This window comes from Synechococcus sp. OH20 (assembly GCF_047502685.1).
GTDB lineage: Bacteria > Cyanobacteriota > Cyanobacteriia > Thermostichales > Thermostichaceae > Thermostichus.
The window spans coordinates 44,096-70,791 of record NZ_JANSIQ010000052.1; the positions used below are offsets into that span (position 1 = coordinate 44,096).

The 26,696-nt window shown below is 61.4% G+C and carries 17 protein-coding genes; 9 read left to right on the plus strand and 8 right to left on the minus strand.

Annotation, left to right across the window (positions count from 1 at the left end; all coding sequences use genetic code 11):
- Positions 1 to 56: 56 nt before the first annotated feature.
- The 3 genes from NW826_RS10835 to tenA all read left to right on the plus strand — a co-directional run bounded on the left by NW826_RS10835 (position 57) and on the right by tenA (position 2,768).
- The gene (locus NW826_RS10835; RefSeq protein WP_414332891.1) at positions 57 to 788 is read left to right on the plus strand and encodes an aldehyde oxygenase (deformylating); all 732 of its coding nucleotides are present in this window, start codon (positions 57 to 59) and stop codon (positions 786 to 788) included.
- A 137-nt stretch (positions 789 to 925) separates the two neighbouring features.
- Positions 926 to 1,951 carry a long-chain acyl-[acyl-carrier-protein] reductase gene (locus tag NW826_RS10840; RefSeq protein WP_414332893.1) on the plus strand — a complete coding sequence of 342 codons (1,026 nt, stop codon included), beginning with the start codon at positions 926 to 928 and terminating at the stop codon, positions 1,949 to 1,951.
- A gap of 163 nt (positions 1,952 to 2,114) precedes the next feature.
- Complete coding sequence (gene tenA, locus NW826_RS10845) at positions 2,115 to 2,768, plus strand: thiaminase II (RefSeq protein WP_414510133.1); 654 nt, start codon at positions 2,115 to 2,117, stop codon at positions 2,766 to 2,768.
- A gap of 175 nt (positions 2,769 to 2,943) precedes the next feature.
- Here the strand turns inward: tenA and NW826_RS10850 are convergent, their stop codons facing one another.
- The 4 genes from NW826_RS10850 to rpoB form a co-directional block, all read right to left on the minus strand.
- Positions 2,944 to 3,669 carry a uracil-DNA glycosylase gene (locus NW826_RS10850; protein ID WP_414510134.1) on the minus strand — a complete coding sequence of 242 codons (726 nt, stop codon included), beginning with the start codon at positions 3,667 to 3,669 and terminating at the stop codon, positions 2,944 to 2,946.
- Positions 3,653 to 7,546 (minus strand): DNA-directed RNA polymerase subunit beta', encoded by a 3,894-nt coding sequence (locus tag NW826_RS10855; RefSeq protein ID WP_414332899.1) that lies wholly within the window; start codon positions 7,544 to 7,546, stop codon positions 3,653 to 3,655. Before NW826_RS10855 ends, NW826_RS10850 begins: the two co-directional genes overlap by 17 nt.
- Before the next feature lie 98 nt (positions 7,547 to 7,644).
- A complete protein-coding gene (locus NW826_RS10860; RefSeq protein WP_414332901.1) occupies positions 7,645 to 9,528 on the minus strand; it encodes a DNA-directed RNA polymerase subunit gamma in 1,884 nt (627 codons plus the stop codon).
- 97 nt (positions 9,529 to 9,625) lie between these two features.
- Complete coding sequence (gene rpoB, locus NW826_RS10865; protein WP_414332903.1) at positions 9,626 to 13,021, minus strand: DNA-directed RNA polymerase subunit beta; 3,396 nt, start codon at positions 13,019 to 13,021, stop codon at positions 9,626 to 9,628.
- Positions 13,022 to 13,523: 502 nt separating this feature from the next.
- On the opposite strand from rpoB, the gene NW826_RS10870 reads away from it, so the two are divergent.
- Positions 13,524 to 14,273 carry a heme oxygenase (biliverdin-producing) gene (locus NW826_RS10870; RefSeq protein WP_414332905.1) on the plus strand — a complete coding sequence of 250 codons (750 nt, stop codon included), beginning with the start codon at positions 13,524 to 13,526 and terminating at the stop codon, positions 14,271 to 14,273.
- Positions 14,274 to 14,356: 83 nt separating this feature from the next.
- Here the strand turns inward: NW826_RS10870 and NW826_RS10875 are convergent, their stop codons facing one another.
- Together NW826_RS10875 and dnaG are read right to left on the minus strand one after the other, a co-directional pair.
- On the minus strand, positions 14,357 to 14,878 hold the full coding sequence (locus NW826_RS10875) for a pentapeptide repeat-containing protein (protein WP_414349073.1): 522 nt from the start codon (positions 14,876 to 14,878) through the stop codon (positions 14,357 to 14,359).
- A gap of 204 nt (positions 14,879 to 15,082) precedes the next feature.
- A complete protein-coding gene (gene dnaG, locus NW826_RS10880) occupies positions 15,083 to 16,981 on the minus strand; it encodes a DNA primase (RefSeq protein WP_414510135.1) in 1,899 nt (632 codons plus the stop codon).
- A 112-nt stretch (positions 16,982 to 17,093) separates the two neighbouring features.
- Between dnaG and NW826_RS10885 the strand changes: the two genes are divergently transcribed.
- From NW826_RS10885 to NW826_RS10905, 5 genes are all read left to right on the plus strand, one after another.
- A complete protein-coding gene (locus tag NW826_RS10885) occupies positions 17,094 to 17,474 on the plus strand; it encodes a c-type cytochrome (protein ID WP_414332911.1) in 381 nt (126 codons plus the stop codon).
- On the plus strand, positions 17,474 to 17,806 hold the full coding sequence (locus tag NW826_RS10890; protein ID WP_414365495.1) for a hypothetical protein: 333 nt from the start codon (positions 17,474 to 17,476) through the stop codon (positions 17,804 to 17,806). The genes NW826_RS10885 and NW826_RS10890 overlap by 1 nt, the downstream gene beginning before the upstream one ends.
- 62 nt (positions 17,807 to 17,868) lie before the next feature.
- The gene (locus tag NW826_RS10895) at positions 17,869 to 18,438 is read left to right on the plus strand and encodes a YcnI family protein (RefSeq protein WP_414338245.1); all 570 of its coding nucleotides are present in this window, start codon (positions 17,869 to 17,871) and stop codon (positions 18,436 to 18,438) included.
- Between the two features lie 20 nt (positions 18,439 to 18,458).
- Complete coding sequence (locus tag NW826_RS10900) at positions 18,459 to 20,066, plus strand: copper resistance CopC/CopD family protein (RefSeq protein ID WP_414510136.1); 1,608 nt, start codon at positions 18,459 to 18,461, stop codon at positions 20,064 to 20,066.
- A 116-nt stretch (positions 20,067 to 20,182) separates the two neighbouring features.
- Entirely contained in the window at positions 20,183 to 23,869 is a 3,687-nt protein-coding gene (locus NW826_RS10905) for a tetratricopeptide repeat protein (RefSeq protein WP_414510137.1), read from the plus strand.
- An 8-nt stretch (positions 23,870 to 23,877) separates the two neighbouring features.
- Here the strand turns inward: NW826_RS10905 and lysS are convergent, their stop codons facing one another.
- Together lysS and NW826_RS10915 are read right to left on the minus strand one after the other, a co-directional pair.
- Positions 23,878 to 25,413, minus strand: a complete 1,536-nt coding sequence (gene lysS, locus NW826_RS10910) for a lysine--tRNA ligase (RefSeq protein ID WP_414332918.1) — start codon at positions 25,411 to 25,413, stop codon at positions 23,878 to 23,880.
- A 47-nt stretch (positions 25,414 to 25,460) separates the two neighbouring features.
- Entirely contained in the window at positions 25,461 to 26,228 is a 768-nt protein-coding gene (locus NW826_RS10915) for a Uma2 family endonuclease (RefSeq protein WP_414510138.1), read from the minus strand.
- Positions 26,229 to 26,696 lie beyond the last annotated feature (468 nt).

A 26,696-nucleotide genomic window follows, 5' to 3' on the forward strand; every position in this document is an offset into this window, starting at 1 on the left:
CATCCGCAACCAACAATCCACAACAGCCAAACCACAGCGAGAGGAGATGCATGAGTATGGCCCCGGCGAACGTCCTGCCCAATCCCCCCCAGCCCTTGGCTAGCGAGGGTGGCACCACCCTGGACTACGGCAGCGCGGTTTATCGGCAGGCCTACTCCCGCATCAATGGCATTGTCATCGAAGGGGAACAAGAAGCCCACGACAACTACCTCAAGCTGGCCGAACTGCTGCCGGAAGCAGCAGAAGAGCTGCGCAAGCTGGCCAAAATGGAATTGCGGCACATGAAAGGCTTCCAATCCTGCGGCAAAAACCTGCAAATAGAGCCGGATAGGGAGTTTGCCCGCGCTTTCTTCGCCCCTTTGCGCAACAATTTCCAAAGCGCCGCGGCGGCAGGGGATCTGGTCTCCTGTTTTGTCATTCAGTCTTTGATCATCGAGTGCTTTGCCATTGCCGCCTACAACATCTACATCCCGGTTGCCGATGAGTTTGCCCGCAAGATCACCGAGGGAGTGGTCAAAGACGAGTATTTGCACCTGAACTTTGGCGAGCGCTGGCTGGGCGAACACTTTGCCGAGGTCAAAGCTCAGATCGAAGCGGCCAATGCCCAGAACCTGCCCCTGGTCTGGCAGATGCTGCAGCAGGTAGACGAGGATGTGGAAGCCATCTATATGGATCGCGAGGCCATCGTCGAGGACTTTATGATTGCCTATGGCGAGGCGCTGGCCAACATCGGCTTCAGCACCCGCGAGGTGATGCGCCTCTCGGCCCAGGGTTTGCGGGCAGCGTGACCCAACCCGGTATCCATCCTCTGCTGCTGGACTGGAGTTTCAGCCCGGCTGTCGGGGATCCCTACCTCTCCCGCGTATGGACGTGTTTTGATGGGATCCTGATGCGATCCATTAGTCATGCAAGCGAGTAAACCTCTATGTTCGGCCTGATCGGGCACTTGACCAGCCTGGCTCATGCGAAGCGGGTGGCAGACAAGCTGGGCTATTCCGAATATGCGGAGAGCGACTTAGAGTTCTGGTGCATGGCTCCCCCGCAGGTGGTGGACGAGATTACGGTAACCAGCATTACCGGCCAAAAGATTTATGGGCAGTACGTCGAATCCTGTTTCTTGCCGGAAATGTTGGCGGGGGGACGGGTGAAGGCGGCCTGTCGGAAAGTTTTGAACGCGATGGCTCTGGCCCAGCGGCGCGGCCTGAACATCACCGCTCTGGGGGGGTTTAGCAGCATTATTTTCGAGAATTTCCGCCTTGACAGTCTCAGGCGAGTCCGCAACATCGACTTGGAGATCCAACGCTTTACCACCGGCAACACCCACACCGCCTACATCATCTGTCAGCAGCTACAGTTGGCGGCCCAGCGCTACGCCATGGACTTGGCAGCCGCTACGGTTGCGGTGGTGGGGGCGACCGGAGATATCGGCAGCGCCATCTGTCGGTGGTTGATAGCCCACACCCACCTGGGCAAATTGTTGCTCATCGCCCGGGAGCGGCGGCGCCTAGAAGAGTTGCAGGCCAAGCTCAAGCAGGGGGAGATCTGTTCGCTGGAAGAGGCCCTGCCGCGCGCCGACTTTATCGTTTGGGTGGCCAGCATGAGCCAAGGCATGACCCTCGATCCGCAGGTGTTGCCGGATCCCTGCGTGATCATTGACGGCGGCTACCCGAAAAACATTGCCTCTAACTTGCAACGAAAGGGACTTTACGTCATTGACGGGGGGATGGTGGAGCACTCTTTGGATATTGAATGGAACATCATGCAGTTTTTGAATGTGGCCAACCCGGCCCGTCAGCTCTTTGCCTGCTTCGCCGAGTCGATGCTGCTGGAGTTTGAGGGCCTGTACACCAATTTCAGTTGGGGCCGCAACTTGATCACCCTGGAAAAACTGGATCTAATCGGTCAACTGTCTCGCAAGCACGGCTTCCGCCCCCTTATGCCGGAAGCCTAGATTCCGATGCTCATAACTTCAAAAACCGTTGTTTTTGGGGATGGCGACGGGAAGACGGCGCCCATGTCCCGTTTCCTGGCTACAGAGCGACCCAAGAGTTTTCCCAGAGGTCTCAACCCAATTGCAAACGAACTTCCAGAGAAACCGCCGCGAGAGAGCCACCATGTCTTTTACCACCCACCTCTGGCAGACGATCGAGCCTATCTACCAACAGATCTTGGATCACCCCTTTAACCGTGAGTTGGCGGCAGGCAGCCTCTCGCGGCAGCGCTTCCAGTTTTATTTGCAGCAAGATGCTCTTTATCTCACCGATTTTGCCCGCGCCCTCGCCTTGATCGGGGCTCGTTCTGAAGGGGCTGAGCGGGTGGTGAGTTTCTTGAACTTTGCCCTGGGGGCCATTGTGGCCGAACGCAGCCTGCACGAGAGTTACTTTCGCCTCTACGACATCCAGCCGGAGACAACCTACGCTCCTGCCTGCTTCGCCTACACCCGTTTTCTATTGGCTGCGGCTGCCTTGGATCCCTATGAGGTGGCCATGGCCGCCGTGCTGCCCTGTTTTTGGATCTATCGCGAGGTGGGATCCGCCATCTACCGCACCGCCCAGCCCAACAATCCTTACCAACAATGGATCGACACCTACGCGGGGGAAGAATTTGCCCAGGTGGTGCAACAGGCCCTCAACCTCACCGACTCCTTGGCTGCGCAGACCACAGCGGCGATGCGGGAAAAGATGACCGCCGCTTTTGTAGCCGCCTCCCGCCTGGAATGGCTGTTTTGGGACAGCGCCTACCGCCTGGAAACCTGGCAGCCGGCTTGATCCCTGCCGGGCCCGGCGGCTCAGCAAGGTAGTCGCTGCCATTGCAAGTGGCTATGAAACAGCTCCTCCGCCGATCTCCAGCTCCCCTCTCCCCTTGGGGCAGAGGGGTTGGGGGTGAGGGGCGGCAACGACTCCAGCCTTTGGCAAAACGTCCGGCCACTGCAGAATCTTCGGCTCAAAACTCGATCAGGGGGGTGGATGGCGGAGATGGGGACAACAACTGCTGCGCCCGCTCAAAGACGGCGTCCAGCATCGCCTCTGTCAACCGCTTGGTGGCCGTGTTGCGGCGGCTGGGGTGGTAAGACGTCAGCAAATAGCGACCCTCTCCCAAAGGAATGACGCAGTTGTGGCCAAAGCGGGGGCGGGGCCTGAGAGGCGGCAAGAGCGCCAAGGTGTAGCGAAAGGCAAAATGGCCCAACGCCAAGATCACCCGCACCTGGGTCAACAGCTCCAGCTCTTGTCTCAGATAGCCCAGGCAAGCTTCGGCTTCTGCGGCGGTGGGACGGTTCTGCGGCGGCGCACAGCGCACCACGGCTGAGATGTAGCAATCCCGCAATTGCAGGCCATCCTCCCGGTGGATTGAGGTGGGTTGATTGGCAAACCCGACCCGGTACAGGGCGCGGAACAGCCAATCCCCGCTGGGATCCCCAGTAAACACCCGGCCTGTGCGGTTGCCCCCATGGGCGGCTGGCGCCAAGCCGATCACCCACAGCCGCGCCTGCGGATCCCCAAACCCCGGCACCGGTCGGCCCCAGTAGAGTTGGTCGCAAAAACGGGCCACCTTTTGCTGGGCAACCCCTTCTCGCCAAGCTACCAGGCGGGGACAGCGACGGCAACGGACGATTTCAGCTTGCAAAGTGGCCCAATCCGAGAGCTCCAGCGCCTCACTCCTCTTCCTCATCCTCCTCCAGCTCGTCAAAAGCAGGGGTGGAGTCGTCGATGAGCTGGTCGTCTTCCAAGATCAAACGGGGCGGCAGCTCCGGCAGCACGACAGGCTCCTCCTCTTCCTCCGGCTCCGGTTCTGGCGCCATCTCCTCGTAGGTGCTGAAGCCGGTGCCCGCGGGGATCAAACGCCCGATGATCACGTTCTCCTTCAGCCCCCGCAGCCAGTCCGACTTGCCCTCGATGGCCGCCTCCGTCAGCACCCGCGTGGTCTCCTGGAAGCTGGCCGCCGAGATGAAGCTGTCGGTGTTTAAGCTGGCCTTGGTGATCCCCAGCAAGACGGGCGTGTACTTGGCCGGCGCTCCCCCGGTAAAGGCCATGTTGGCATTGGTTTGCTGGATTTCCCGCAGCTCCACCAGCTCGCCCGGCAACAGGATGGTATCGCCGCCGTCATCCACCCGCACCTTCGAGGTCATCTGGCGCACCACGATCTCGATGTGTTTGTCGGCAATCTCCACCCCTTGCGAGCGGTAGACATTCTGCACTTCGTTCACGAAAAAGCGCTGCACCTCCCGCAAAGCCAACTGCGCTGCTTGGTCATCTCCCAAGGTTTGGCGATGGTACTCGTAGTAGATCTCCAAGAGGTCGTGGGGATTGGCGGGGCCATCGGTAAGGGGATCCCCTGCTTGCACCGGTTGGCCATCGACCACGATCAGATTTTGCCCCGGCATCACCGAATACTCGGTAACCGTGCCATCGGCTTCGATGACCCGCAGATCCGGCTCTTCTCCTCGCCAGCTCAGTTGCACCGTGCCGGGCCGCCTGGCCAAAACGCACATTTCCTTGGGCTTGCGGGCCTCCAGCAGCTCCTCGATCCGCGGCAGACCTTGAATGATATCCCCCGTCTTGGCCCGCTCAAACACCAGGAGGGCCAAAGAATCCCCCCGCTGCACCAGATCCCCATCCCGCACCTGCAAAATGGCGCCCGCCGACACCAAGTAGGGCCGTGCCGCCCGCAACACCACTTGGCCATCGGTTACCTGCATCACTTGCCCCGACTCGGGAGCAGGGATCCCCGGAGCCAGCTCGTCTCTGGCCCGCACCAGCGCTCCCACCTCGACGCTGGCCGGGCCCGCCAGGGGCACCGTCAGCAGGTCGTCGTCAGTAACCACCAGAACCCGCCGCACCACTTCTGCGCCCTGGCGGATCCCTTGCACGATCCCGGCTTTTTTGGCCTGAATCTCGGTGCGGGCGATCACATCTCCTCTGGCGATGTTGTCTCCCTCGCTCACCAACAGCCGCGTGTGGGTACTCCCCTGCGTCAGATCTGCTTCCACATCGCGGCGCAGCAGCAGGGTTTCCAGAATGACCAGTTGCAGGCGGCGGATACTGGGATCCTTCTCATCTTGGATCAGCTCAATATCGGCCTTCAGTTGCGGGGCGTCGGTATCGATCTCCAGCACCAGTTGCGTGCGCAGGAGCTCCACCGGCCCCACCGACTTCACGCGCTCTCCATCTTTGAAGGGAACCCGCTGCACCGCCCGCAGGCGAATGGAGCGGCCGGACTCGCTGGTGGACTCCTGGCTGGGCACCGAGGGTCGGTCGGGGATTTCGTACTCCTGCACCGGGCGCAGCAGCAAGCCTGGGCCTTCGGGGGTTTCCACATGCTCCAGATAGACCAGTTGGTCGGGAACGATGCTGCTGAGCACCTGTTGCCCTGGCTGGATGAGGGTGCCGCTTTTCACCTCCAAATCGGCGGGGTTGTCCACCAGATGCAGGGATCCCGGCTTGATGACGATCTCCCGCAAAATGTCGTTTTTCTGGATGACCTCGACAACGCCGGCATTTTGGCAGAAGATGTCCTTCACCACCTCGGTGCCGGCTTCTACGTACTGGCCATCCTCCACGTTCAATAGGGAGATGTCTTTGTTCACCTCATGGGTCTCTTCCGGGATCCACAGCAGGGTGCCACCCTGGATGACTTCGTAACCTTGCTTGGCCTTGCCACGCCGTGCCACCTCAATGCCGGCAAACTTCACCAAGCCCCCCGTCTGGCTGCGGAAGTGGTTGTCGATCAGCTCTGCCACCACTTCGTCGTTGCCCACTTTGGTGCCCGGCGTGGCCTTGAGCACGAAGGTCTGGCCGCTGGCGGTATCCAGCAAAAATTGCTCCCGGCCCTGGTGGGATTCCACCCGCACCCGCGCCTCGTGCAGCACCACAGAAGCGTTGATGATCTCCACCTCGCGCCCACTTTTGGTGTCGCTGCGCTCCGGCAGCCGCACAATGCCGCCGTGCTCCGTCACCAGCGAGGTTTCGGCGATTACATCCCCCGCCTGCACCCGATCCCCGTTTTTCACCACCGGCTCGGCCCCCGGCGGGAGATTGTACACCTGGCCAGACATCACCCAGATCAACCCCTGCCGCTGGGCGGTGTAGGTGGTGTTCCCCTGGCGGTCGGTCTTCTCCTCGATGGGCAGATCGGCAAAGCGAATTTCGCCGGCCAGGTCGGCCACCACCTCTTTCTGGGCTTTTTCGGTGCTCTTGCGGCTGGCCTTGGCCAGCGACACCTCCGCAATTAACTGATCCCGCTGCACCTGGGTTCCGTCCCGCACCAGCAGGGTGGATCCCTGGGTCATGTCGAAGACTTCCCGCTGGCCGTCTGGGCCTTCCAAGACGATTTGGTTGTTCACCTCCACCTGGAGAGCGTCATCGCCGTGGCGGGTGCGGAAGGGGCGGGTGCGCAGGTTTTTCGGGAACCGCACCACGCCGGCAAAGGGGGCGCGAATTTGGCGGGCCACCTCCCCGGTGAACACACCCCCCGTGTGGAAGGTGCGCATGGTCAACTGGGTGCCCGGCTCCCCAATCGATTGGGCGGCGATGATCCCGACGGCCTCTCCCAAATCCACCAGGCGGGAGTGGGCCAGGCTCCAGCCATAGCACATGCGGCACACGGAGCGGTTAGCCTCACAGGTGAGGGGAGAACGCACCATCACCTGCCGGATGCCGGCCTCCACGATGGTTTTGGCCAGGTCGTGATCCACCTCTTGGTTGCGACGGGCAATGATCTCCTGGGTTTGCGGATGCACCACATCCCGCGCCAGCACCCGGCCCACCAGGCGCTCCTCCAAGGACACCACCACTTTGTCCCCGTCCATCAGGTATTCCAGGAGAATGCCCTGCTCGGTGCCGCAGTCGGATTCGCGCACGATCACATCCTGAGAGACGTCCACCAAACGGCGGGTCAGGTAGCCGGAGTCGGCGGTGCGCAGGGCTGTATCCACCAACCCCTTGCGGGCCCCATAGGAGGAGATGATGTACTCGGTAACCGTCAGGCCCTCGCGGAAATTGGTTTTAATCGGCAAGTCGATGATCTCCCCCTGCGGGTTGGCCATCAGGCCGCGCATGCCCACCAACTGCCGCACCTGCGAGACGTTCCCCCTCGCTCCCGAGTTGGCCATCATGTACACGGAGTTGAGGGGATCGTTTTGGCGGAAGTTGCTGAGCATCTCCTCCTTGATCTGGTCGTTGGTCTGGTTCCAGGTGTCGATCACCTTTTGGTAGCGCTCCACCTCTGTGATTTCTCCACGGGTGTAGCGCTCCGTAGCTGCCTCGATCTCCGCTTCCGCCTGGGCCAACAACTGCCGCTTGCTGGGCGGGACGCGCAGATCCTCGACGCTGATGGAGACGGCGGCCTGGGTGGCGTATTTGAAGCCCAGGGTCTTGAGGGCATCCGCCATCTGAGCGGTGCGGGCGGTGCCGTAGCGGGCAAACGACCACGCGATCAGATTGCGCAGCTCTTTTTTGCCGATTTGATAGTTGCGAAAGGGCACAGGGGGCAGAGGGGCCTCGGCGTTGTTACGCGACAGGCCGGCGGAAAGGCGTCCTTTTTCACTCATGATGCCTCGCTGATATGTTCAGCAGATTCTCGACAACGGCTGGGTGAGGGGATCCCGACAATCCATCCTTCAAAGAAGAGGACAGCTCGGGAGTGGGTCTAGGCAGACAAAATATCTTGCACCGCCTTGTTAAAAATGATCCGACCTGCCGTGGTGCGCATGTACTGGCTGATCACGTTGCCGTCTTGATCCTCACGGATGCGACGGTAGTTGGTGATCTTGAGGCGGGTGCCGCCCGCTTCTTCGATAATCTGGGGCTCGGACTCTTTTTCGCCCTTGCCCAGCTCCATCGGGCCGTTGTAGCGCACCCAGATTTTGCTGTGCAGGCCGATGACACCGCGGTCGTAGGCGATGAGAGCATCCTCGAGGCTGGCAAAGTAGCGATCTTCAACCGCGGGCGCGTGGGGGTTATCTGCGGTCAGGTAGTAACATCCCAACACCATATCTTGGCTGGGGGTGATGATGGGAGCGCCGGTGGCCGGGGAGAGGATGTTGTTGGTGGCCAACATCAGCAAGCGTGCCTCCGCCTGGGCTTCCAACGACAGGGGCACATGCACCGCCATCTGGTCGCCGTCGAAGTCGGCATTGAAAGCCGGGCAGACCAAGGGGTGGAGCTGAATCGCCCTCCCTTCCACCAGGATCGGCTCAAAAGCTTGGATCCCCAGACGGTGCAATGTCGGGGCGCGGTTGAGCAAGACGGGGTGGCCGTCGATCACCTCCTCTAGCACATCCCAAACCTGCGGGTCGTTGCTCAGGATCAGCTTTTTGGCGGCTTTGATGTTGTTGACGATGTTCCGCTTGATCAACTTGTGAATGACGAACGGCTGGAACAGCTCGATGGCCATCTCTTTGGGCAGCCCACACTGGTGCATGCGCAGGTTGGGCCCCACCACGATTACCGAACGCCCGGAGTAGTCCACCCGTTTGCCCAACAGATTTTGCCGGAAGCGCCCCTGTTTGCCCTCGATGATGTCCGATAGGGACTTGAGGGGACGGTTGTTGGCCCCCGCCACCACGCGCCCCCGCCGACCGTTGTCGATCAGCGCGTCCACCGCCTCCTGCAGCATGCGCTTTTCGTTGCGCACAATAATCTCCGGCGCCATGATCTCCTGCAGCCGGGCCAGGCGGTTGTTGCGGTTGATCACCCGGCGGTAGAGATCGTTGAGGTCGCTGGTGGCAAAGCGGCCCCCATCTAACTGAACCATCGGGCGCAGATCGGGCGGGATCACCGGCAGCACCCGCAATACCATCCACTCCGGACGGGATCCGGTTGCGATAAAGTTATCGATCACCCGCAGCCGCTTGATCAGGCGCGCCCGCTTCTGGCCGCGAGCACCGGCGATGTCCTCCCGCAACTGCTCCGCCTCTTTTTCCAGGTCGATATCCTTGAGCAGGCGTTCGATGGCCTCTGCCCCGATCATGGCCCAGTTCTCCGGCAGTTGCAGCTCCGAGCCCTCCTCGTACATCTGATCCTCGATCTCGAGGTATTGATCCTCGGTCAGCAACTGCTTGTAGGAAAGATTGGGGGCGTTGCCGGGATCCACCACCACGTAGGCGTTGAAGTAGACCACTTGCTCCACATCCCGCAGCGGCATATCCAACAGCGTGGCGATGTGGCTGGGGATCCCTTTCAAATACCAGACATGGGTGACGGGGGCAGCCAACTTGATGTAACCCATGCGGTGACGGCGCACCCGCGACTCGGTCACCTCCACCCCACAGCGCTCGCAGACGATCCCCCGATGCCGCACGCGCTTGTACTTGCCGCAGTGGCACTCCCAGTCTTTGGCTGGCCCAAAGATGCGCTCGCAAAAAAGACCATCCATCTCCGGCTTGAGGGTGCGATAGTTGATGGTCTCCGGCTTGGTGACTTCCCCCACCACTTGGCCGTTGGGCAGGGTGCGCTGGCCCCACTCCATGATCCGCTCTGGAGAAGCCAAGCCGATTTTGACATAGTCAAAGCGTTGCTCTGTTTTGGCCATCGCCGTTGTTCTCCTGACTTGTTGCCCTGCTACCTAAACCCAAGGGAGAGGTAAACACCACCCTCCTTCACAGGTCGAATGGGATCCCGATCGACAATCAAAACTCCTCTTCCTCTTCTCCGTCCTCATCTTGGCTGCGGCTGGCGAAGGTAAAGGCCGCCCCAGGCGATAGGGAAAGATCCTCAGGCGTAACCGACTCATACGTGGGTCGAGAGGGAGTGTGACGGTTGGAAGTATCGGCCATCAGATCCACCTCCACATTGCGGGTTTGGCCCTCGTTGTCCGTCTCCACTTTGTGGACCGAAACATCCAGACAGAGGGACTGCAGCTCCCGTACCAGCACCTTGAAGGACTCCGGCGTGCCAGGCCGAGGGATGGGCTTGCCCTTGACGATGGCGTTGAGAGCCTCGTTGCGACCCACCATGTCGTCGGACTTGACGGTGAGCAGCTCCTGCAAGATGTAGGCCGCCCCAAACGCTTCTAGAGCCCACACCTCCATCTCGCCAAAGCGCTGGCCACCCTGCTGCGCCTTGCCCCCCAAAGGTTGCTGGGTCACCAAAGAGTAGGGGCCGGTGGAGCGGGCGTGGATCTTGTCGTCCACCAAATGCACCAGCTTCAACATGTAGGCGCGGCCCACCGTAACGGGCTGGTCGAAAAGCTCCCCGGTGCGACCGTCAAACACCTGGATCTTGCCGCAGTACTTACCTTCTGGGTTGAAGATCCAATCTTTGCCGGTCTTTTCTCGGGCCTCCCGCAACTTGGCCTCCACCGTCAAACGCGAGGCCTCCAAACCATGCATCTCGTCGAAGGGCATCAACTTGAAGCGCACTCCCAAATGTTCTGCTGCCCAACCCAGGAGGCACTCATACACTTGGCCCACATTCATGCGGGAGGGAACCCCCAAGGGGTTGAGCACCACGTCCACCGGTGTGCCATCCGCCAGGTAGGGCATGTCCTCGATCGGCAAGATGCGGGAGATGATGCCCTTGTTGCCGTGGCGGCCCGCGATCTTGTCCCCCACTTGAATTTTGCGCTTGAGGGCGATGTAAACCCGCACCACCATGTTGGCGCCCGGAGGCAGCTCGTCCCCCTGCTCACGGGTGAAGATGCGCACATCCACCACCCGACCGCGCTCGCCGTTGGGCACACGCAGGGAATTGTCCCGCACGTCGCGGGCTTTTTCCCCGAAGATGGCCCGCAAGAGTCGCTCCTCTGGTGGCTGATCCGACTCCCCTTTGGGAGTGACTTTGCCCACCAAAATATCGCCAGCCTCCACCCAGGCCCCAATGCGCACAATGCCGTTTTCGTCTAGGTCGCGCAGGGCATCTTCCCCCACGTTGGGGATCTCGCGGGTGATCTCTTCAGGGCCTAGCTTGGTTTGCCGGGCCTCGATCTCGTGCTTCTCGATGTGAACCGAGGTGAAGACGTCGTCGTAGACCAGCCGCTCGCTGATCAAGATGGCGTCTTCGTAGTTGTAGCCCTCCCAGGGCATGTAGGCCACCAGCACGTTTTGACCCAAAGCCAGCTCGCCCCCCTCGGTAGCCGGACCGTCCGCCAGCACCTGCCCGGCTACCACCCGATCCCCCGCGTAGACAAGAGGACGTTGGTTGAGGCAGGTATCTTGGTTGGAGCGCTGGTACTTCTGCAGACGATAGACGATGGGATCCCCGCCATCTTCGGGCCGCACCACAATTTCATCGGCAGAAACGTAGGTCACCACGCCGTGGGTGCGCGACACCACCACCATGCCGGAGTCCCGCGCCGCCTGGGCTTCCAAACCCGTGCCCACATAAGGCCGATCCGGCTTCAGCAGAGGCACCGCCTGCCGCTGCATGTTCGCCCCCATGAGGGCGCGGTTGGCGTCGTCATGCTCCAGAAAGGGAATCAAGGAGGTGGCCACCGAGATCACTTGCACCGGCGCCACCTGCACATAGTGCACTTCCGTGGGGTGGGCGGTGGTGAACTCTTGACGGTAGCGCACCGGCACCAAGTCGGCGGTAATGCGGCCTTCGGCATCCACCGGCACATCCCCCGGCGCCACGCGATACTCGTCCTCCTCGTCGGCGGTGAGGTAGACCATGCCCAGGTCTTTGCGCACCACGCCGTTTTCGACACGGTAGTAGGGGCTTTCGATGAAGCCGTACTGGTTGACGCGGGCGTGGGTGGCCAGGGATCCGATCAGCCCGGCGTTGGGGCCTTCGGGAGTTTCGATGGGGCAGATGCGTCCGTAGTGGCTGGGGTGGATGTCCCGCACGGCAAAGCCAGCCCGTTCCCGACTCAGGCCGCCCGGTCCCAGAGCCGACAGCCGCCGCTTGTGGGTCAGCTCCGCCAGCGGGTTGGTCTGATCCATGAACTGGGAGAGCTGGCTGGAGCCGAAAAACTCCTTGATGGCCGCTACCAAGGGCTTGGGGTTGACCAAAGAGGCCGGGGTGAGGTTTTCCGACTCCGAAACTGTCATGCGTTCGCGGATGATCCGCTCCAGGCGATTCAGACCCACCCGCACCTGGTTTTGCAAGAGCTCGCCCACCGAGCGCACACGGCGGTTGCCCAGGTGGTCGATGTCGTCCACATGGCCGATGTCGTACTCCAAGTTAATCAGGTAGTCGATGACGGCCAAGATGTCCGGGACGGTGAGCACCCGCACGTTTTCCGCCACGTTGAGATTGAGCTTTTTGTTGAGCTTGTAACGCCCTACCCGGCCCAGGTCGTAGCGCTTGGGATCGAAGAAGCGGGACTCCAGCAACTGCTGGCCGCCGGAGACGGTGGGAGGCTCGCCGGGCCGCAACTTGCGGTACAGCTCCATCAGGGCCTCTTCTTCGCTGTAGTGCCCCTCTTTTTCCATGGTTTTTTGGAAAAATTCGGGGTGACGCAGGCTGTCGTAGATCTCCGAGTCGCTCAGGCCCAAGGCTTTCAGCAGCACCGCCGCCGAGAGCTTGCGGGTTTTGTCGATGCGCACCCACACCAGGCCGTTTTTGTCGGTCTCGAACTTCAGCCAGGCGCCCCGGTTGGGGATGAGGCTGGCGCTGTAGGTGCGGCGGCCGTTTTTGTCCAGTTCCGACTTGTAGTAGACGCCGGGGCTGCGCACAATTTGGTTGACGATCACCCGCTCGGCGCCGTTGATGATAAAGGTGCCGCGATCCGTCATCAAGGGCAGTTCGCCGATGAAGACGTCCATGTCCTTGATCTCGCCGGTCTCCTTGTTGATCAGGCGAGTGGGCACCCGGATTTGCGCTTGGTAGGTAGCATCCCGTCGCTTAGCTTCCTCAGGGTCGTAGCGCGGTTTGTTGATCTTGTATCCTTTGGAAGGATCCCCAGGGCGATATTCGGGCAAAAAGTGCAGCTCCAGCTTGCCCGTGTAATCGACGATGGGGGAAAAGCTGAGAAGCTCCTCTTCAAACCCTTCTCGCAAAAACCATAAGAAACTCTCCCGCTGAATCTCTACCAGGTCAGGAAAGGTAGGAGCGGCAGGGGATGGCACTGCTAATTGTGTCATGCGTTGCTCGGGAGGGGTCGCGCTGCAGTCAGGCCTTTCATTATAGAAACCCCACCAACGATCGTCAACGAACGTTACAAGGGCCGAGGGGGCATCCGGAAAGTTTGGGCAATGGCACCTGGATCCCACCCAAGCTGCCAACCTTAGGGCGATCCCCAACTTAAGGATTGTTCACATCCATTCACACTCAGGCAGATTATTCTAATCGTTGACCGTTGGGAAGTCAGCCGCTGCTCCGACTCCGCTTGCCGGTCGTCAACAGGGATCGGAAAAGTGGGGTAGGCCTAGAGGCTGAGTCGAGTCGTTATGAGGGCGCGCTCAGCCTGTTAGGGGGGTCTGGTCTGCGTCGCGGTGACCAGAGGGGTTCCCCGGCAGGATCTACCTTCATCCAGATGAGAAGGGGTTGAAATGGGTTTACACAGCTTCTCAGGCCAGGGCGATCTTTATTGATGTTTTTGAAAACAACTGGACACAAGCAGCCGTCTTTGACGAGGAGGGTTTTGTGAGTCTGCACCATCAAGAGAATCAGAACACCAGCCTATCGGCCCAGTTGCGGGAGGGCACCAAGCAGTCCCACACCATGGCCGAGAATATGGCCTTCATCAAGTGCTTCCTCAAGGGGGTGGTGGATAAAAAAGCCTACAGCCGCTATGTGGGCAATTTTTACTTTGTCTATGGCGCTCTGGAAGAGGGGTTCGCGCAGTTGCGAGAGCACCCGCTGGTGGGCCGGCTCTACTACCCGGAGCTGTGGCGCAAGGCCAGCTTGGAGAAGGATTTAAATTATTTTGTCGGCCCCAATTGGCGCGCTGTGGTCAAGCCCTCCCCCGCTTGCCAGGTCTACGTCAACCGCATTCGAGAAGTGGTGGAAACAGACCCGGTTCTGCTGATTGCCCATGCCTACACCCGCTACATCGGCGACCTGTCGGGTGGCCAGATCCTGAAAAATATTGCCCGCCGGGCCATGGGCCTGCCGCCAGGAGAGGGAACGGCCTTTTACGATTTCGAGCAGATCCCTCATGAGGGCAAGTTCAAGCAGCGCTACCGCGCTCAGATGGACGCCCTGGGACTGGATCAGGCCACCATCGAGCGCATTGTGGCGGAAGCCAACTACGCCTTCAAGCTGAACATGGACTTGTTTAGGGAGTTGGAGGGCAATTGGCTGTTGTCGATGGCCCGCCTGGCCTGGAACTCTCTCCTCGCCCAGTTTCAGCGCAAGCCCGCCCGCTCTGAGGCGGCTGCTCCCAGTTCCTAGCCACAGCTATTCCCAATCCCAGAGAATCTTTGCTGGGCCGCCAATCCCCCCTCTCCCTCAGGGAGAGGGGCTGGGGGTGAGGACTAGTCGCATTCGAGGGTATCGCGGGTGGCGCGACCGGTGACGGGGTTAACGCCCCTGGCCCGCTCGCAGAGGATGGCAAGGGCATCTTGCCGTATCAAGGCATTGGTGAAATCCGCCCCCTCGATCTGGATGTCCTCTACTCGAGCCAACCACATCATGCTGTCCTGCAGTTGTGCCTCTCGCAGATCCGCGCCCTGTAAGTTAGCCATGTCCAAGGTGGCGCCGCGCAGATCGGCCCCGCGCAGGTTGGCCTTGCTGAGGTTGGCCCCAAACAAATTCGCCCCTGCCGCTTTGACATGGCTGAGATCGCTTTGGCGCAGGTTGGCCTTGAGAAATTTCCAGCCGCTCAGGTCTTGCCCGGCAAAGCTCATGCCCTGCAGATCTCGTTTGGTGTAGTCTTCTGCCCAGGCCGGGAGCCCCAGGAGAATGACCCCCAGGTATAGTAGCAGCCCCCAAAACACCATCCCCCGCAGGAGCCGAGACAGCCTCACCCGAACCGAAGCCTGCCCAGCAACAGACATTGTGGATCCCTCCCTCCAGGAAACCTCCATGGCTTGGAAATTGCTTTTGTTTCTATCCTACCGGTTGGGGATCCCACTGGCAGAGCGGGCTATCTTAAACAGTGTAAGGGGGCGCGGTGACAGCCCTACCCCCAGCTCCTCCTTTCTGGAAAGGGGGAGTTAGGGTTCAAGGTAACGAGCCGTTTCATTGCTATTGGAAATGACTCACAAATCTTCGGCCAGTGGGGCTTCCGACAGGTCTTCTAGGCTCAATTGCACCTGCCGCTGCAGCGCTTGAATGGCTTGGTACTCCTGCTGGATGCTGGCCTGGTACTGGGCGGCAAGGACGGTGTTGCCCTCGGAAAAGGCTTGATCCCACAGTTGGGTCCAGTAGCGGTAGCGTTTCTGGCGAATTTCCAGCTCCATATTGGCAATGGCGGCCCGCACCACCATCCGTGGACGCATCAAGGCTACACGGGTGTTCTCGTCCAGCCAAAGCAGATGGCTGAGGCGCTCGTTGAGCTGTTCCTCATGGGCGCAGAGGGTGCGCAAAGCCGTCAGCAAAGGCTCTTCTTGGTCTTCCAGCTCCGGCTGCGCCGCCAGCAACTCCAAAGTCCGCTGCCACAGCTCTCGGTGAGGGCGAAAACTAAACTGCAGCTCTCGCTCCAACAAGGTCTCACGAATTTCGCGGCGGTACTCGGCAAAATGCAAGAAAATCTGCAAAAGATGGGACTCCGATTGTAAGAGCTTGGATCCCTTGTTGGCAGGAGGTTGGCGGGGTTTGGCCCAGCGGTAGCCGCGCACGGCGCGGCGCAGGTCTTCTTCCAAGTCCCGGCTGAGGCGACCGTTGCCGCGGCTGAGCAATTCTGCCACTTTATGCAAGTACAAAGAGCGCCATTGTCCACCCAAACCGGCCAGCAGTTGCACAAGGGCTTGCTGGGCCTGCTGAAAATCCGCGGCTCGGCTCAGATCCCGACCGGCCAGCACCTGTTCAATTCGCCAATCCAGCCACAGGGGAGCTTGACTGAGCAAGGTTTGAAACTCAGAAACAGGATGCTCTTGCAAAAACTCGTCGGCATCTTTGCCCTCGGGAAGGGTGAGAATGCGCAGCTCGATTTCTCCGCGCCGCGCTTGGTCTTCAATGGCTTCAATGGCCCGGTTGGCCGCGTTCAACCCGGCCCGATCCGCATCAAAGTTGAGAATCAGCCGCTTCGATTGGGTATAGCGCAGCAGGACTTTCACCTGGTGGGGCGTCAAAGCCGTGCCCATAGCGGCTACAGCGTGGGCAACTCCCGCCTGATGCAGGGCGATGACATCAAAGTACCCTTCCACCACCAAGGCTTGGTCGGCCTTGGCAATGGCGTCGCGGGCAAAGTTAAGGCCGTAGACCACCTGGCTTTTGTTGAACAGCTCGGTTTCTGGAGAGTTCAGGTACTTGGGCTGCTCCTCTCCCAAGGCTCTGCCGGCAAAGCCGATCACCCGCCCCTGCAGGTCGAAAATGGGCAGCATGATGCGGTTGCGGAAGCGGTCGTAATGTCCGGATCCCTGTTGGCGCGGCACCAGCAAGCCGGCTTCTTCTAGAAGTTGGACCGGCTGACCCTTCTGGTTAACCAGGTATTCGTAGAGCGAGTGCCAGCCGGGGGGAGCAAAGCCGATTTGAAATTTTTGCAAGGTTTCTTCCCTCAGGCGTCGGCTGTGCAGGTACTGGCGGGCCAGGGATCCTAGCTGGGAGCGGAGGGCGTGCTGGTAGAAATCGGCGGACAGGGCCAAGATCTCCAGCAGCTTTTCCTGGCGGGAGAGTTGGCGCTCGTAGTCCTGGGAGAGGGATCCCCTGGGCTCCGGCACATGGTAGCGGCGGGCCAAGTGGCGCACCGCCTCGGCAAAGGAGAGGCGCTCCATCTGGCTGACAAAGCGGATGACATCTCCGCCCGCCCCGCAGGAGAAGCACTTGTAGATCTGCTTGCTGGGGCTGACCTGAAGACTGGGCTTGCGGTCATTGTGGAAAGGACAGAGGCCGACGAAATTCTTGCCCTGCTTGCGCAGCACCACCTTTTCGGCCACCACCTCGACGAGGTCGGCCTTCTGGCGCACCAGTTGAATGAACTCGGGGGGCAGACCGCTCATGGCCTTGGGGATCCTACACCCCATGGTACCTGCGGGGGACTTGACAGGCTGTCTTTTGACCTGACCTGACCTGCCGGAGATAATGGTCTGGCTTCAAAAGCTGGATTTTTCTATGAACGGTCTTTTGCAGATTGTTGAGAGGAAAATGCGGATCGTCAAACTCTTCTTGCTGCTTTTGCTGGTCGGTGCTGCTGTCTTTTGGGGCCCACAAGTGGCTTCTGCGGAGCCGGATTTGGCTTTGGGAGCCAAGGTCTTTCAAGCCAAGTGTGTGGGCTGTCACTTGAACGGGCGCAACAGTTTGGTGGCAGCGAAAAACCTCTCTCTGGCGGCTCTTCATGAGTACCACGTGGATACCCCTGAGCTCATCCAGGCCCAGGTGCGCAACGGCAAAGGGGCCATGCCCGCTTTTGGCAAGCTGCTCAAGCCAGAAGAAATCGAAGCCGTGGCCGCCTACGTTCTAGACCGGGCTGAGCACAACTGGAGCAAAGGCTAATGGCCCAGGAGAGGACTCAAGATCTGACCCTGGCACCTCAGATGCCGCAGGAGCAGAGCTGTGGAGCACAGGGATCCCGCCGCAAAATCTTGTCGGTTGGGGTGGGGGCTCATGGTTTGGTGGCGGTGGGCATTTCTGCCCATGGAGTGGTGGCCATTGGCGTGGTGACCCACGGCATTCTCTCGATTGGCCTGGTGGCCATGGGCGCCCTCTCCTTTGGGCTGGTGTCGATGGGCTTGGCCAGCGCCGGCCTGGTGTCCATGGGCCTTTCCAGTTGGGGTCAGCACAGCATGAGCGTGACCGAATCCCACGGATCCCATCCCCATCCTTAGGTTTTGTTGGCCGGATCCTGACCGGTTCTCTTTCCACCTAGCGTTGTTAAGGAGTATTTACAATGTTCAGTTGGCACAGTTACCTGGCCTTGGCCAAGAAATCTCTGCTGGCCCTGGGAATGAGCGTTGTGCCCCTTTCTTCTGCTTGGGCCCATGTGACCGTCCATCCCAAAGAGGCCCCGGCGGGCAGCGTTGCCAAGCTCACCTTCCGCGTGCCCCATGGCTGCGATGGCTCCCCGACCATTCGCCTGCGGGTGCAGATCCCGGAAGGGGCCACCTCGGTGAAGCCGATGGTGCACCCTCTCTGGAAAATTGAGACGGTGAAAAAGCCGCTGGATAAGCCCTACGAGTCCCACGGGAAGATGATCACCGAAACAGTGGCCGAGGTGATCTGGAGCGGCGGATCCCTGCCGGATGAGTTCATGGATGAGTTCAGCCTCAGCCTCAGGCTGCCGGATCGCCCCGGCGAGACTATCCCCATCCCGGTCATCCAGGAGTGTGAACAAGGCATGTACCGCTGGATCCAGGTGGCGCAGCCGGGGGAGGATCCCAAAAACCTGCCAGAGCCGGCGCCGCTGCTGAAGCTGACGGACAAAGGAGAGACCCACGGCCACGGCCATGGCGCTCGCTAGCCGGGTTTGCCGTTGGAATGATGTCTTTTGTGCAAAAGGGGATCCTCTTCTGGATTCGGGTTGGTCTCCTGGGCACCCTGCTGTGGGTGGGCGGGATCCAGCCCGTTTTTGCCCATGCCAGCTTGCTCTCCACCTTTCCCGAAGATGGAGCGATGCTGCAGGAAGCGCCGGCGCAGGTGCGGCTGGTCTTCAATGAACCTGTGCAGCTCACGCAGCTCCAGGTTCTGGACGGCAACGGCCAGGTGCTGCCCCTGGAAAACTTGGTCGGCACGGGCAACGCACCGCAGGGGGATTTGCCGGCGGAGATCCCGGAAGGGGTTTACATCGTCAGTTGGCGGGCCATCTCTGCCGATTCCCATCCGGTGAGTGGTTCGTTTGCCTTTCAGGTGGGGACGGCGGATCCGGGGCTGTTGCAGGCGGCGAGGGCAGCCCAAGCGGGGGATCCCTTCTATTGGCCGCTGGTGGGAGTGCGCTGGGGGATCTACCTGGGCAGCCTGTTTGTGGTGGGCGTGCTGGGCTGGTGGCGGCTGGTGCGGGGGCGGTCGGGCGCTGCAGATGAAATAGAGCTCTCTGCCGAGGCCTGGGCTTTTGCGGCTGCCTGGCTCACCCTCAGCCTGACGCTGGTGGCTTTGAGTTTGCACCTGGCCCAGCTCTACCCCCACTTTGCCGGGCCGGAGCTGCTGAGCGTGCTGGCCTCTCCCTATGGTTGGGGCACAGGGCTACGGCTGGTGGGGCTGGGGATCCTGATCTGGGCCTGCGAGGGCGGCCCTGGCTGGGCCAGCGGATTGGGGTCGATGGCGGTGATTGGCTCGTTTTTGCCCATCGGCCATGCCCTCACCAGCGAGTATCCAGCAGGGACGATGGCCCTCTTGGGGCTGCACCTGGCCGGCTCGGCTTTTTGGTTGGGGGGGTTGTGGGGGCTGGAGCGCCTGCTAAGCCATTCGCGCCAGCGGGACGGAGTCCTTGAGTTGACTCCCCCCGCAGTAGGCCTCATCCAGCGGTTTTCCGATGTGGCCACCTGGGCCGTGCCGGGGCTGGTGCTGGCGGGGGTGGGAACGGGCGGGATCCACCGCGGCTGGGACTGGGATCATCCCTACGGGCAGTACCTCTGGGCCAAGCTGCTGCTGGTGCTGATGATCCTAGGGTTGGCCGCCCACAACAAGTTGCGGCTGCTGCCGGCGCTGCGGTCGGGGGTCTGGGCGGCGGCTCGATCCCTGCGCCGGATCGTCCGCCTAGAGCTGGTGGGGCTCGTTCTGGTGCTGGCCTTGACCAGCTTCCTCGTGGCCCAGGCTCCCCCTGGCCCTGGGGTAGTCTCGTCCTGCCAGGAGAAATTGAGCTGGCCGGAAGGCAACTTGCACCTGAGGATTCTGCCCTGTCGTCCTGGGGAGAATGAAATTCGGGTTGAAGTGAAAGGGATCCCGGCCCAGGAGCTGACCCTTGGGTTCTCTCTGCCGGAACAGGGGATCCCCCCTTTACGCCGCACTGTGGCGCCGGCTGGGCCCGGCCAATTTGGGGTGGAGAATGTGCCCCTGGCCCTGGCGGGGGAATGGCAGATCGAGGTGAGACTGTTGGTCGGCGATTTTGAAGAACGGCGAGGCCAGATCGCGGTTTCTCTCCAGCCAGACTAAGACACCCGCCAACCGCCGAGCCAGGGGCTCTCCGCTCAAGGGGGCCGGCCTGTGGCAGAATCGAGCCAGCCTGCAAAACAGCAAAAGGCTGCGCTGCTCAGGTGACCGGCTTGGCTATGGAAGACAAAATCAGGGCGGGAACTGTGCTCAGGGGGCGCTACCGCATTCTCCATCCCCTCGGGGAAGGGGGATTTGGTGTGACCTACAAGGCGGTGGATCAAGACACCTTCGATAGCCCCTGCGTCGTCAAGCGCCTTCGCCCCCTCTCTACGGATCCCTACACGCTGGCCACGGCTCGCAAGCTTTTTGAGCGGGAAGCCAAGGTTCTCAACCAGCTCAATCACTTCGACCAAGTGCCCCGCCTGCTGGCCCACTTCGAGCAGGATCAGGATTTTTACTTGGTGCAAGAGTTTGTTGCCGGCCATGATCTCAGCCAGGAGCTGATCCCGGGCAAGCCGCTGGGCGAGGCCGAGGTTTTGCAACTGTTGCGGGATATTTTGGAGATCCTGCGCCATGTGCATGCCCACCAGATCATCCATCGGGATATCAAGCCGGCCAACCTGATGCGCCGCGATGCTGATGGCAAGTTGGTGTTGATCGACTTTGGGGCGGTGAAAGAGGTGGGACGGCTGGTCAGCCCTGCCCCCGGCCAGACCCAGTTGGCGACGGTGATCGGCTCGGTGGGCTACATAGCGCCGGAACAGCTCAACGGCAAGCCCCAGCCCTGCAGCGACCTTTACGCCGTGGGAGTTCTGGCTATCCAAGCCCTCACCGGTCGTCCCCCTCAGAAGATCCGGGATGATCCCCGCACCGGCCAGCTTATCTGGCGGGATCTGGTTCAGGTCAGCGAGGAGCTGGCGGAGATTTTGGATCGCATGATCTGTCCCCGCTGGCAAGAGCGCTTTCAGTCGGCGGCTGAGGTGCTGGAGGCGCTGCGGCCCCTGCTGCCCAGTCCTGACGAAGCTGTTCTGGCGGTGGATCAAGTTCTGGCAGCGCGCCTCTTGACCCGTGGACAGGAGAAAGCCCGCCAAGGGGATTTCCAGGGAGCAATTGCCGACTATACCCTGGCCATTCAATTGGATCCCCGCAACAGCCGCGCCTACAGCCAGCGGGGCAGCGCCCGCTACAAAAGTGGAGACTTGGCAGGGGCTATCGCAGACTACACCCAAGTTATTCAATTGGCAGGGGATGCCCGCGCCTATTTCAACCGGGGCATCGCCCGCTACCGGCTGGAGGACTACGAGGGGGCTGTTGCCGACTATACACAGGCTCTCCGCCTCAACCCGCAATGGGCGGTGGCCTACTACAACCGCGGCAATGCTTACCGGCAACTGAATCAGCAGCAGCAGGCCATTGAGGATTATTCGCGGGCCATTGAGCTCAACCCAGAGGATGTGCGGGCCTATTTCAACCGCGGCGTGGTGCGCGGCCATCTGGGAGATGCACAGGGGGCAGCAGCAGATTTTTCCGAGGTGATCAAACGGGATCCACAGGATGGAGAGGCTTATTTCAACCGGGGGGTGGCGCGGGCCCAGTTGCTGGATCTGCAGGGGGCTGTCGAGGACTACACCCAAGCGTTGCAGTTGGATCCTGGCCAGGGCAAAGCCTATTACCGGCGGGGCCTGGCCCGACAAGTGTTGGGGGATCCCCAGGGGGCTGTTGAAGATTTTTCTCAGGCCATAGCGCTGCGGGCTGCGGAAACGGGCGAACTTTCTGGGACAGAGGCGGCTGCCCAAGCAGATCTCTACTTGCAGCGGGCCATGGCCCACCTGAGCAACAACGCTCTGGAGCCGGCGCTGGCCGATTGTGAACAGGCCCTCGGCCTGGATCCCAAGCTGTCGCGGGCCTATCTCTGCCGGGGCTTGGCCCGTCAGGGGCTGGGGGATCCCGGCGGCGCCCTGGCAGACTTCAACCGTGCCCTGGAGCTGGATCCCCAGATGGCCAAAGCCTACCTCAATCGGGGCATTGCCCAGCTCGATTTGGGCAACGTCGCCGCGGCTCTGGCGGACTTGAGCCAGGCCATCGCTTTGGATCCCCAAGATGCCGGTGCCTACAGCAGCCGCGGGCGGGTTCATCGGCTGCTGGGGGATCTGCTGGCGGCCCTACAGGATTACACGGCTGCTCTGGAGCGGGATCCGCAAAACCCCCAGCTCTACTTCAACCGCGGCCAACTCCATGCGGAGCGGGAAGATTGGTCGGCAGCCTGTGAGGACTTCTCGCAGGTGTTGCAATGGGCGGCCCGGCCTGGGATCCCGCGCGGGTCGGAGCTCTTGGTGAATGCCCATCTGGGCCGCGGCATGGTGCGACAGCGGCTGGGGGACTGGCAGGGGGCGCTGGCCGATTTCGACCAAGCTCTGCAAGGAGATCCTCAATCAGGCTTGGCTTATTTCCATCGCGGCCAGGTGCGGGCTGCCCTGGGAGATGGGCCGGGGGCCATCCAAGACTACCACCAGGCTTTGGCGCTGGGGGCAGCCGTGGCCGAAGCGGACATTCGCCGGGATCTGGCGCGGGTGCACGCTCAGACGGGGGATCTGCAGGCGGCCCTAGAGCAGTTGAACGAGGCGGTGCGCCTGCAGCCGCAGCGGCGGGATCTGCGCCAAGAGCGAGCCGAGCTCCATCGGCAATTGGGCCGGTGGCAGGAAGCAATTGCCGACTACGATGAGGTGTTGCGGCAGGATCCCCAAGACTGGACGGCTTGGTTAGGACGGGGCATGGCCCATCGGCAGATGGGCAACTTGGCTTCTGCCATTCAGGATCTCAGCCGGGTTTTGCAGCAGGATCCCGACCATAGGGAAGCGCTGTGGCAGCGGGGACAAACTCTGCTGCAGTTGGGCCAGAAGGAAGCGGCCCTGTCCGATCTCGACCGCCTGCTGCAAAGGGATCCCCACCACGGGATGGCCCGCCTGGCCCGCGGCTCCCTCTTGAAGGAGCTGGGGCACCCTGCGCAGGCCGAATCCGACTTTGACCAGCTCATCCAGGAAAAGGCCCAAGAGGGGGAACAGAAGCTCTCTCTGGAAGCCCACCTGCAGCGGGCCCAGGTTCGCCGCCTGCGCCACAACTTGGAGGGGGCGGTGGCCGATTTGGATCGGGCCTTGGAGCTGGCCGGCCCCGGGGCTCCGGAAGCGCTGGTCACGGCCGCCCTGCTGTACCGGGGCTTGTGTCACCAAGAGAGGGGGGATCTGGCCGGGGCGCTGGCGGATTTCACGGCGCTGATCCAGCAGCAGCCGCAGTCTTCTCAAGGATTTGCCCTGCGGGCAAGGGTGCATCTGGCTTTGGGAGACAAACAGGGGGCGTTGGCGGATCTCGACCAAGCCCTGGGTCTCAACCGGGACTGGGGAGTGGCCGATGCGGCCCTGACCTACCGTCAACGGGGGGATCTGCATCGGCAGGCCAATCGCCCTGAGCTGGCCATTGCCGACTACACGCAGGCCCTGGCCTTGAACCCACAGGAGCGCACTGCTTTGCTCTGCCGAGCTCTCTTGTGGGATCGCGCAGGGCAGACGGACAAAGCTCTGGCAGACTACACTCAACTGCTGCAACTGGAGCTGGATCCCCAAGAGCGCGTCTGGGTCTTGAACAACCGCGGCTGGGCTTGCGCCCAACAGGGGGATTTCTCGGCGGCCATCCGCGACTACACCCAAGCCATCGAGATCGACCCCTGCCACCTCAACGCTCACTACAACCGCGCCCTGGCCCGGGCTGCCTCTGGGGATTGGCAGGGGGCCTGCCAGGATTTCCAGGCTGCCCTCCAGATCCAGGAGTACCAAGGTCGGCTTTTGGAAGAGGCCAGTCTCCCCTTCTAGAGATCCACTCAAGCCTCCTCCGCACCTTCTCCCGTCTCCGGTCGCAGCAGCGGGAAGGCAATGACATCACGGATGCTAGGGGCGTCGCACAGCAGCATCGCCAGACGGTCGATGCCGATGCCCAGGCCGCCGGTGGGAGGAAGGCCGTACTCCAGGGCGGTGAGGAAGTCCTCGTCGAGAAAGTGGGCCTCTTCGTCTCCGGCTGCCTTCAGGGCCGCCTGGGCCTCCAGCCGCTGCCGTTGGTCTACCGGGTCGGTCAGCTCCGAGTAGGCGTTGGCCGTCTCTCGCCCGACGATAAACAGCTCAAAGCGCTCCGCCAACCCCGGCTTGCTGCGGTGGGGCTTGGTGAGCGGACATACCTCCAGGGGATAGTCCAGAACAAAAGTCGGCTGGCGCAGACGGCTTTCGCAGCAGTGCTCGAAGGCTTTGACCAGCAGCTTGCCGGGGGAGTCCTGGGGGGAGAGATCGGGGATCCCCTGCTCGGCCAGGGCAGGCAAGAGCTCAGCAGTGGATCCCTTTTCCACGTCGATGAAGATGCCGGTGGCCTCTTCCACCAACTCCTGTATCGTCACCCGCCGCCAGGGTGGGGTGAGGTCGATGGCTTCCCCTTGGTAAGTAATTTGCAGGGATCCCCGTACCGCCAGGGCGGCGTTGCAGACCAGGGTTTCGGTCAGCTCCATCATGGTGTGGTAGTCGGCAAAGGCTTGATAGGCCTCTAGCGAGGTGAACTCCGGGTTGTGGCGGGTGGAGATGCCTTCGTTGCGAAAGACCCGCCCAATTTCGTACACCCGCTCGATCCCGCCCACCACCAGCCGCTTCAGGTGTAGCTCGGTGGCGATGCGCAGGTAGAGATCCAGATCCAGGGCGTTGTGGTGGGTGATGAAAGGCCGCGCCTCCGCCCCGCCGGGGATCACCTGCAACACCGGCGTCTCGATCTCCACAAAGCCCTGCTCCTCCAGGGTCTGCCGCAGGGAGCGGACGATCTTGGCCCGGTCGAGCAAGGTTTGCTTCACCTCGGGGTTGACGATGAGATCGACGTAGCGCTGGCGGTAGCGTTTCTCCACATCCCGTAGGCCGTGCCACTTGTCGGGCAGGGGCAGCAGCGCCTTGGTCAGCACCTGGTACTCGTCCACCCGCACCGACAACTCGCCTTTTTCGGTGCGCTTGAGACAGCCCTTGGCCCCCAGCCAGTCGCCCACGTCGAGGAGCTTGTCCAGGTTCTTGAAAGCCAGCTCTCCCATGTGCTCCGTCAGCCGTTGCTTTTCTAGGTAGAGCTGGATGGTGCCGGAGCGATCCTGAAGGGTAAAAAAGGCCAGTTTGCCCATGACCCGCCGCGCCCGGATCCGTCCGGCCACGGCCACCTGCACATCCTCCCGCTCGGCGCCGGGCTCGAGATCGGCAAATTGGGCCTGCAACTCAGCGGCCAGGTGGGTAACCGGGAAAGAATAGGCATAGGGCAGGATCCCTTGCTCCTGCAGGTGGCGGGCTTTCTCGAGACGGGCGGCCCGTTGGGCGGCTTCACTGCTGCTGGGGAGAGTGGACATAGGAGTAAAGGGAATAGAGGATTTCAGGAACGGACGGGATCCTTTTTTTACTCTTCCGGCGGCGCGATCCCGTGGGAACGCAGCAGCTCCAAAAGTCTTTCGGCCCGTTGGCGTTCTCTTTCGGCCCGCTGCTGCTCTAGGGCGGCCTTTTCGTCGCCGGTGGGCAAAACTTGGCCCTCTCGGTCACACCAGCGCAGCCATTCCGTGTTGACGCCCTCGAAGGATCCCTGCCAGAGGGTCAAGCCCAGGCCAATCTCCTCCAGCCAAGTGGAATCGAAGGGAACCAGCTCTCCCCCCCGCCGCTGAAAAAGAACCAGCGGGGATCCCTGTAGTTCCCGCAGTTGCCGCAAAGGATCGTAAACCCCGTAGTAGCCCACCCCAGCGCGGGCATAGTCCCTGAGTTTGCGACCCAGCTCTTCCCCCTCGCGGTTGGAGACAATCTCAATGACCACGTCGGGGGGCTTGCCCATCTCCCAGACGAAGTAGGTGCGATCTTCCTTGCGCTCGAAGCTGGCGGGGGGAGCCACCTCCAGGCTGAGCATGACATCGGGCACCAGCGGCGGCAGCTTGAGGGCGTAGAACAGGCCGACGTTGGCCGTGGCCAAGAAGGGGATCGGCTCGCCGCTGTCTTTGGCCCTGGGTTGAAAGGAAGCGTAGAGGGCGTTGGTGAGCAGGCGCTGCAGCTTCTCTGAGTAGATGCTATCCACAGGCTGGTCGTCCTCGATTGTCAGGTCGCTGACATCCGGTGGCGGCGGCGGTGGAAACTCCGCTGCTGGTGTCGAGGGCTTGAGGGGGCTAGAAGGTGCAGAAACCATGATGCCGGGATCCCTTGCAGGGGTGCTAGGGGCTGCTCGGTTGTTTGTCGATCAGCCGATATGAAACCATCTCGAGGGTAGCAAAGGCTGCTGGGAAAAGGGTGACCAGAAAGCTTCTCCAATCCCACGCCAGAGATAGAAGCCCAACCCTGGGCTTGCCTCCTTGAGCAGAGCAAGAGACAAAAAATCCTGCCAGACCTCCTCAGCTTTGGCCGGATCCCTTTTGGAGAGCAGCTAGCGCTCTGCTTGGGCGTTCAAGCGGGAGACGATCAGGTACACCACGAAGATAAACAGGGCCACCAATGCCATAGGTCGATCCTTGGTCAGTATCTTTCGCCAGTGTCTGTAGGATAGGGTGCCCACCCGAGCAGGGATCGAGTCGCTGTCCTTGCATAAGACTTTACTATATAACGCTATAGATATGACATTTGCCCGCAGGTTGGTTCTCGGCGGAAGATCGACTGCCGA

What these genes read in the sequence shown, in the direction of transcription:
- NW826_RS10835 (WP_414332891.1), top strand. Translation starts at nt 57, where the DNA reads ATGGCCCCGGCGAACGTCCTGCCCAATCCCCCCCAGCCCTTGGCTAGC.
- NW826_RS10840 (WP_414332893.1), top strand. Translation starts at nt 926, where the DNA reads ATGTTCGGCCTGATCGGGCACTTGACCAGCCTGGCTCATGCGAAGCGG.
- tenA (WP_414510133.1), top strand. Translation starts at nt 2,115, where the DNA reads ATGTCTTTTACCACCCACCTCTGGCAGACGATCGAGCCTATCTACCAA.
- NW826_RS10850 (WP_414510134.1), bottom strand. Translation starts at nt 3,669, where the DNA reads ATGAGGAAGAGGAGTGAGGCGCTGGAGCTCTCGGATTGGGCCACTTTG.
- NW826_RS10855 (WP_414332899.1), bottom strand. Translation starts at nt 7,546, where the DNA reads ATGAGTGAAAAAGGACGCCTTTCCGCCGGCCTGTCGCGTAACAACGCC.
- NW826_RS10860 (WP_414332901.1), bottom strand. Translation starts at nt 9,528, where the DNA reads ATGGCCAAAACAGAGCAACGCTTTGACTATGTCAAAATCGGCTTGGCT.
- rpoB (WP_414332903.1), bottom strand. Translation starts at nt 13,021, where the DNA reads ATGACACAATTAGCAGTGCCATCCCCTGCCGCTCCTACCTTTCCTGAC.
- NW826_RS10875 (WP_414349073.1), bottom strand. Translation starts at nt 14,878, where the DNA reads ATGTCTGTTGCTGGGCAGGCTTCGGTTCGGGTGAGGCTGTCTCGGCTC.
- dnaG (WP_414510135.1), bottom strand. Translation starts at nt 16,981, where the DNA reads ATGAGCGGTCTGCCCCCCGAGTTCATTCAACTGGTGCGCCAGAAGGCC.
- NW826_RS10885 (WP_414332911.1), top strand. Translation starts at nt 17,094, where the DNA reads ATGAACGGTCTTTTGCAGATTGTTGAGAGGAAAATGCGGATCGTCAAA.
- NW826_RS10890 (WP_414365495.1), top strand. Translation starts at nt 17,474, where the DNA reads ATGGCCCAGGAGAGGACTCAAGATCTGACCCTGGCACCTCAGATGCCG.
- NW826_RS10895 (WP_414338245.1), top strand. Translation starts at nt 17,869, where the DNA reads ATGTTCAGTTGGCACAGTTACCTGGCCTTGGCCAAGAAATCTCTGCTG.
- NW826_RS10900 (WP_414510136.1), top strand. Translation starts at nt 18,459, where the DNA reads ATGTCTTTTGTGCAAAAGGGGATCCTCTTCTGGATTCGGGTTGGTCTC.
- NW826_RS10905 (WP_414510137.1), top strand. Translation starts at nt 20,183, where the DNA reads ATGGAAGACAAAATCAGGGCGGGAACTGTGCTCAGGGGGCGCTACCGC.
- lysS (WP_414332918.1), bottom strand. Translation starts at nt 25,413, where the DNA reads ATGTCCACTCTCCCCAGCAGCAGTGAAGCCGCCCAACGGGCCGCCCGT.
- NW826_RS10915 (WP_414510138.1), bottom strand. Translation starts at nt 26,228, where the DNA reads ATGGTTTCTGCACCTTCTAGCCCCCTCAAGCCCTCGACACCAGCAGCG.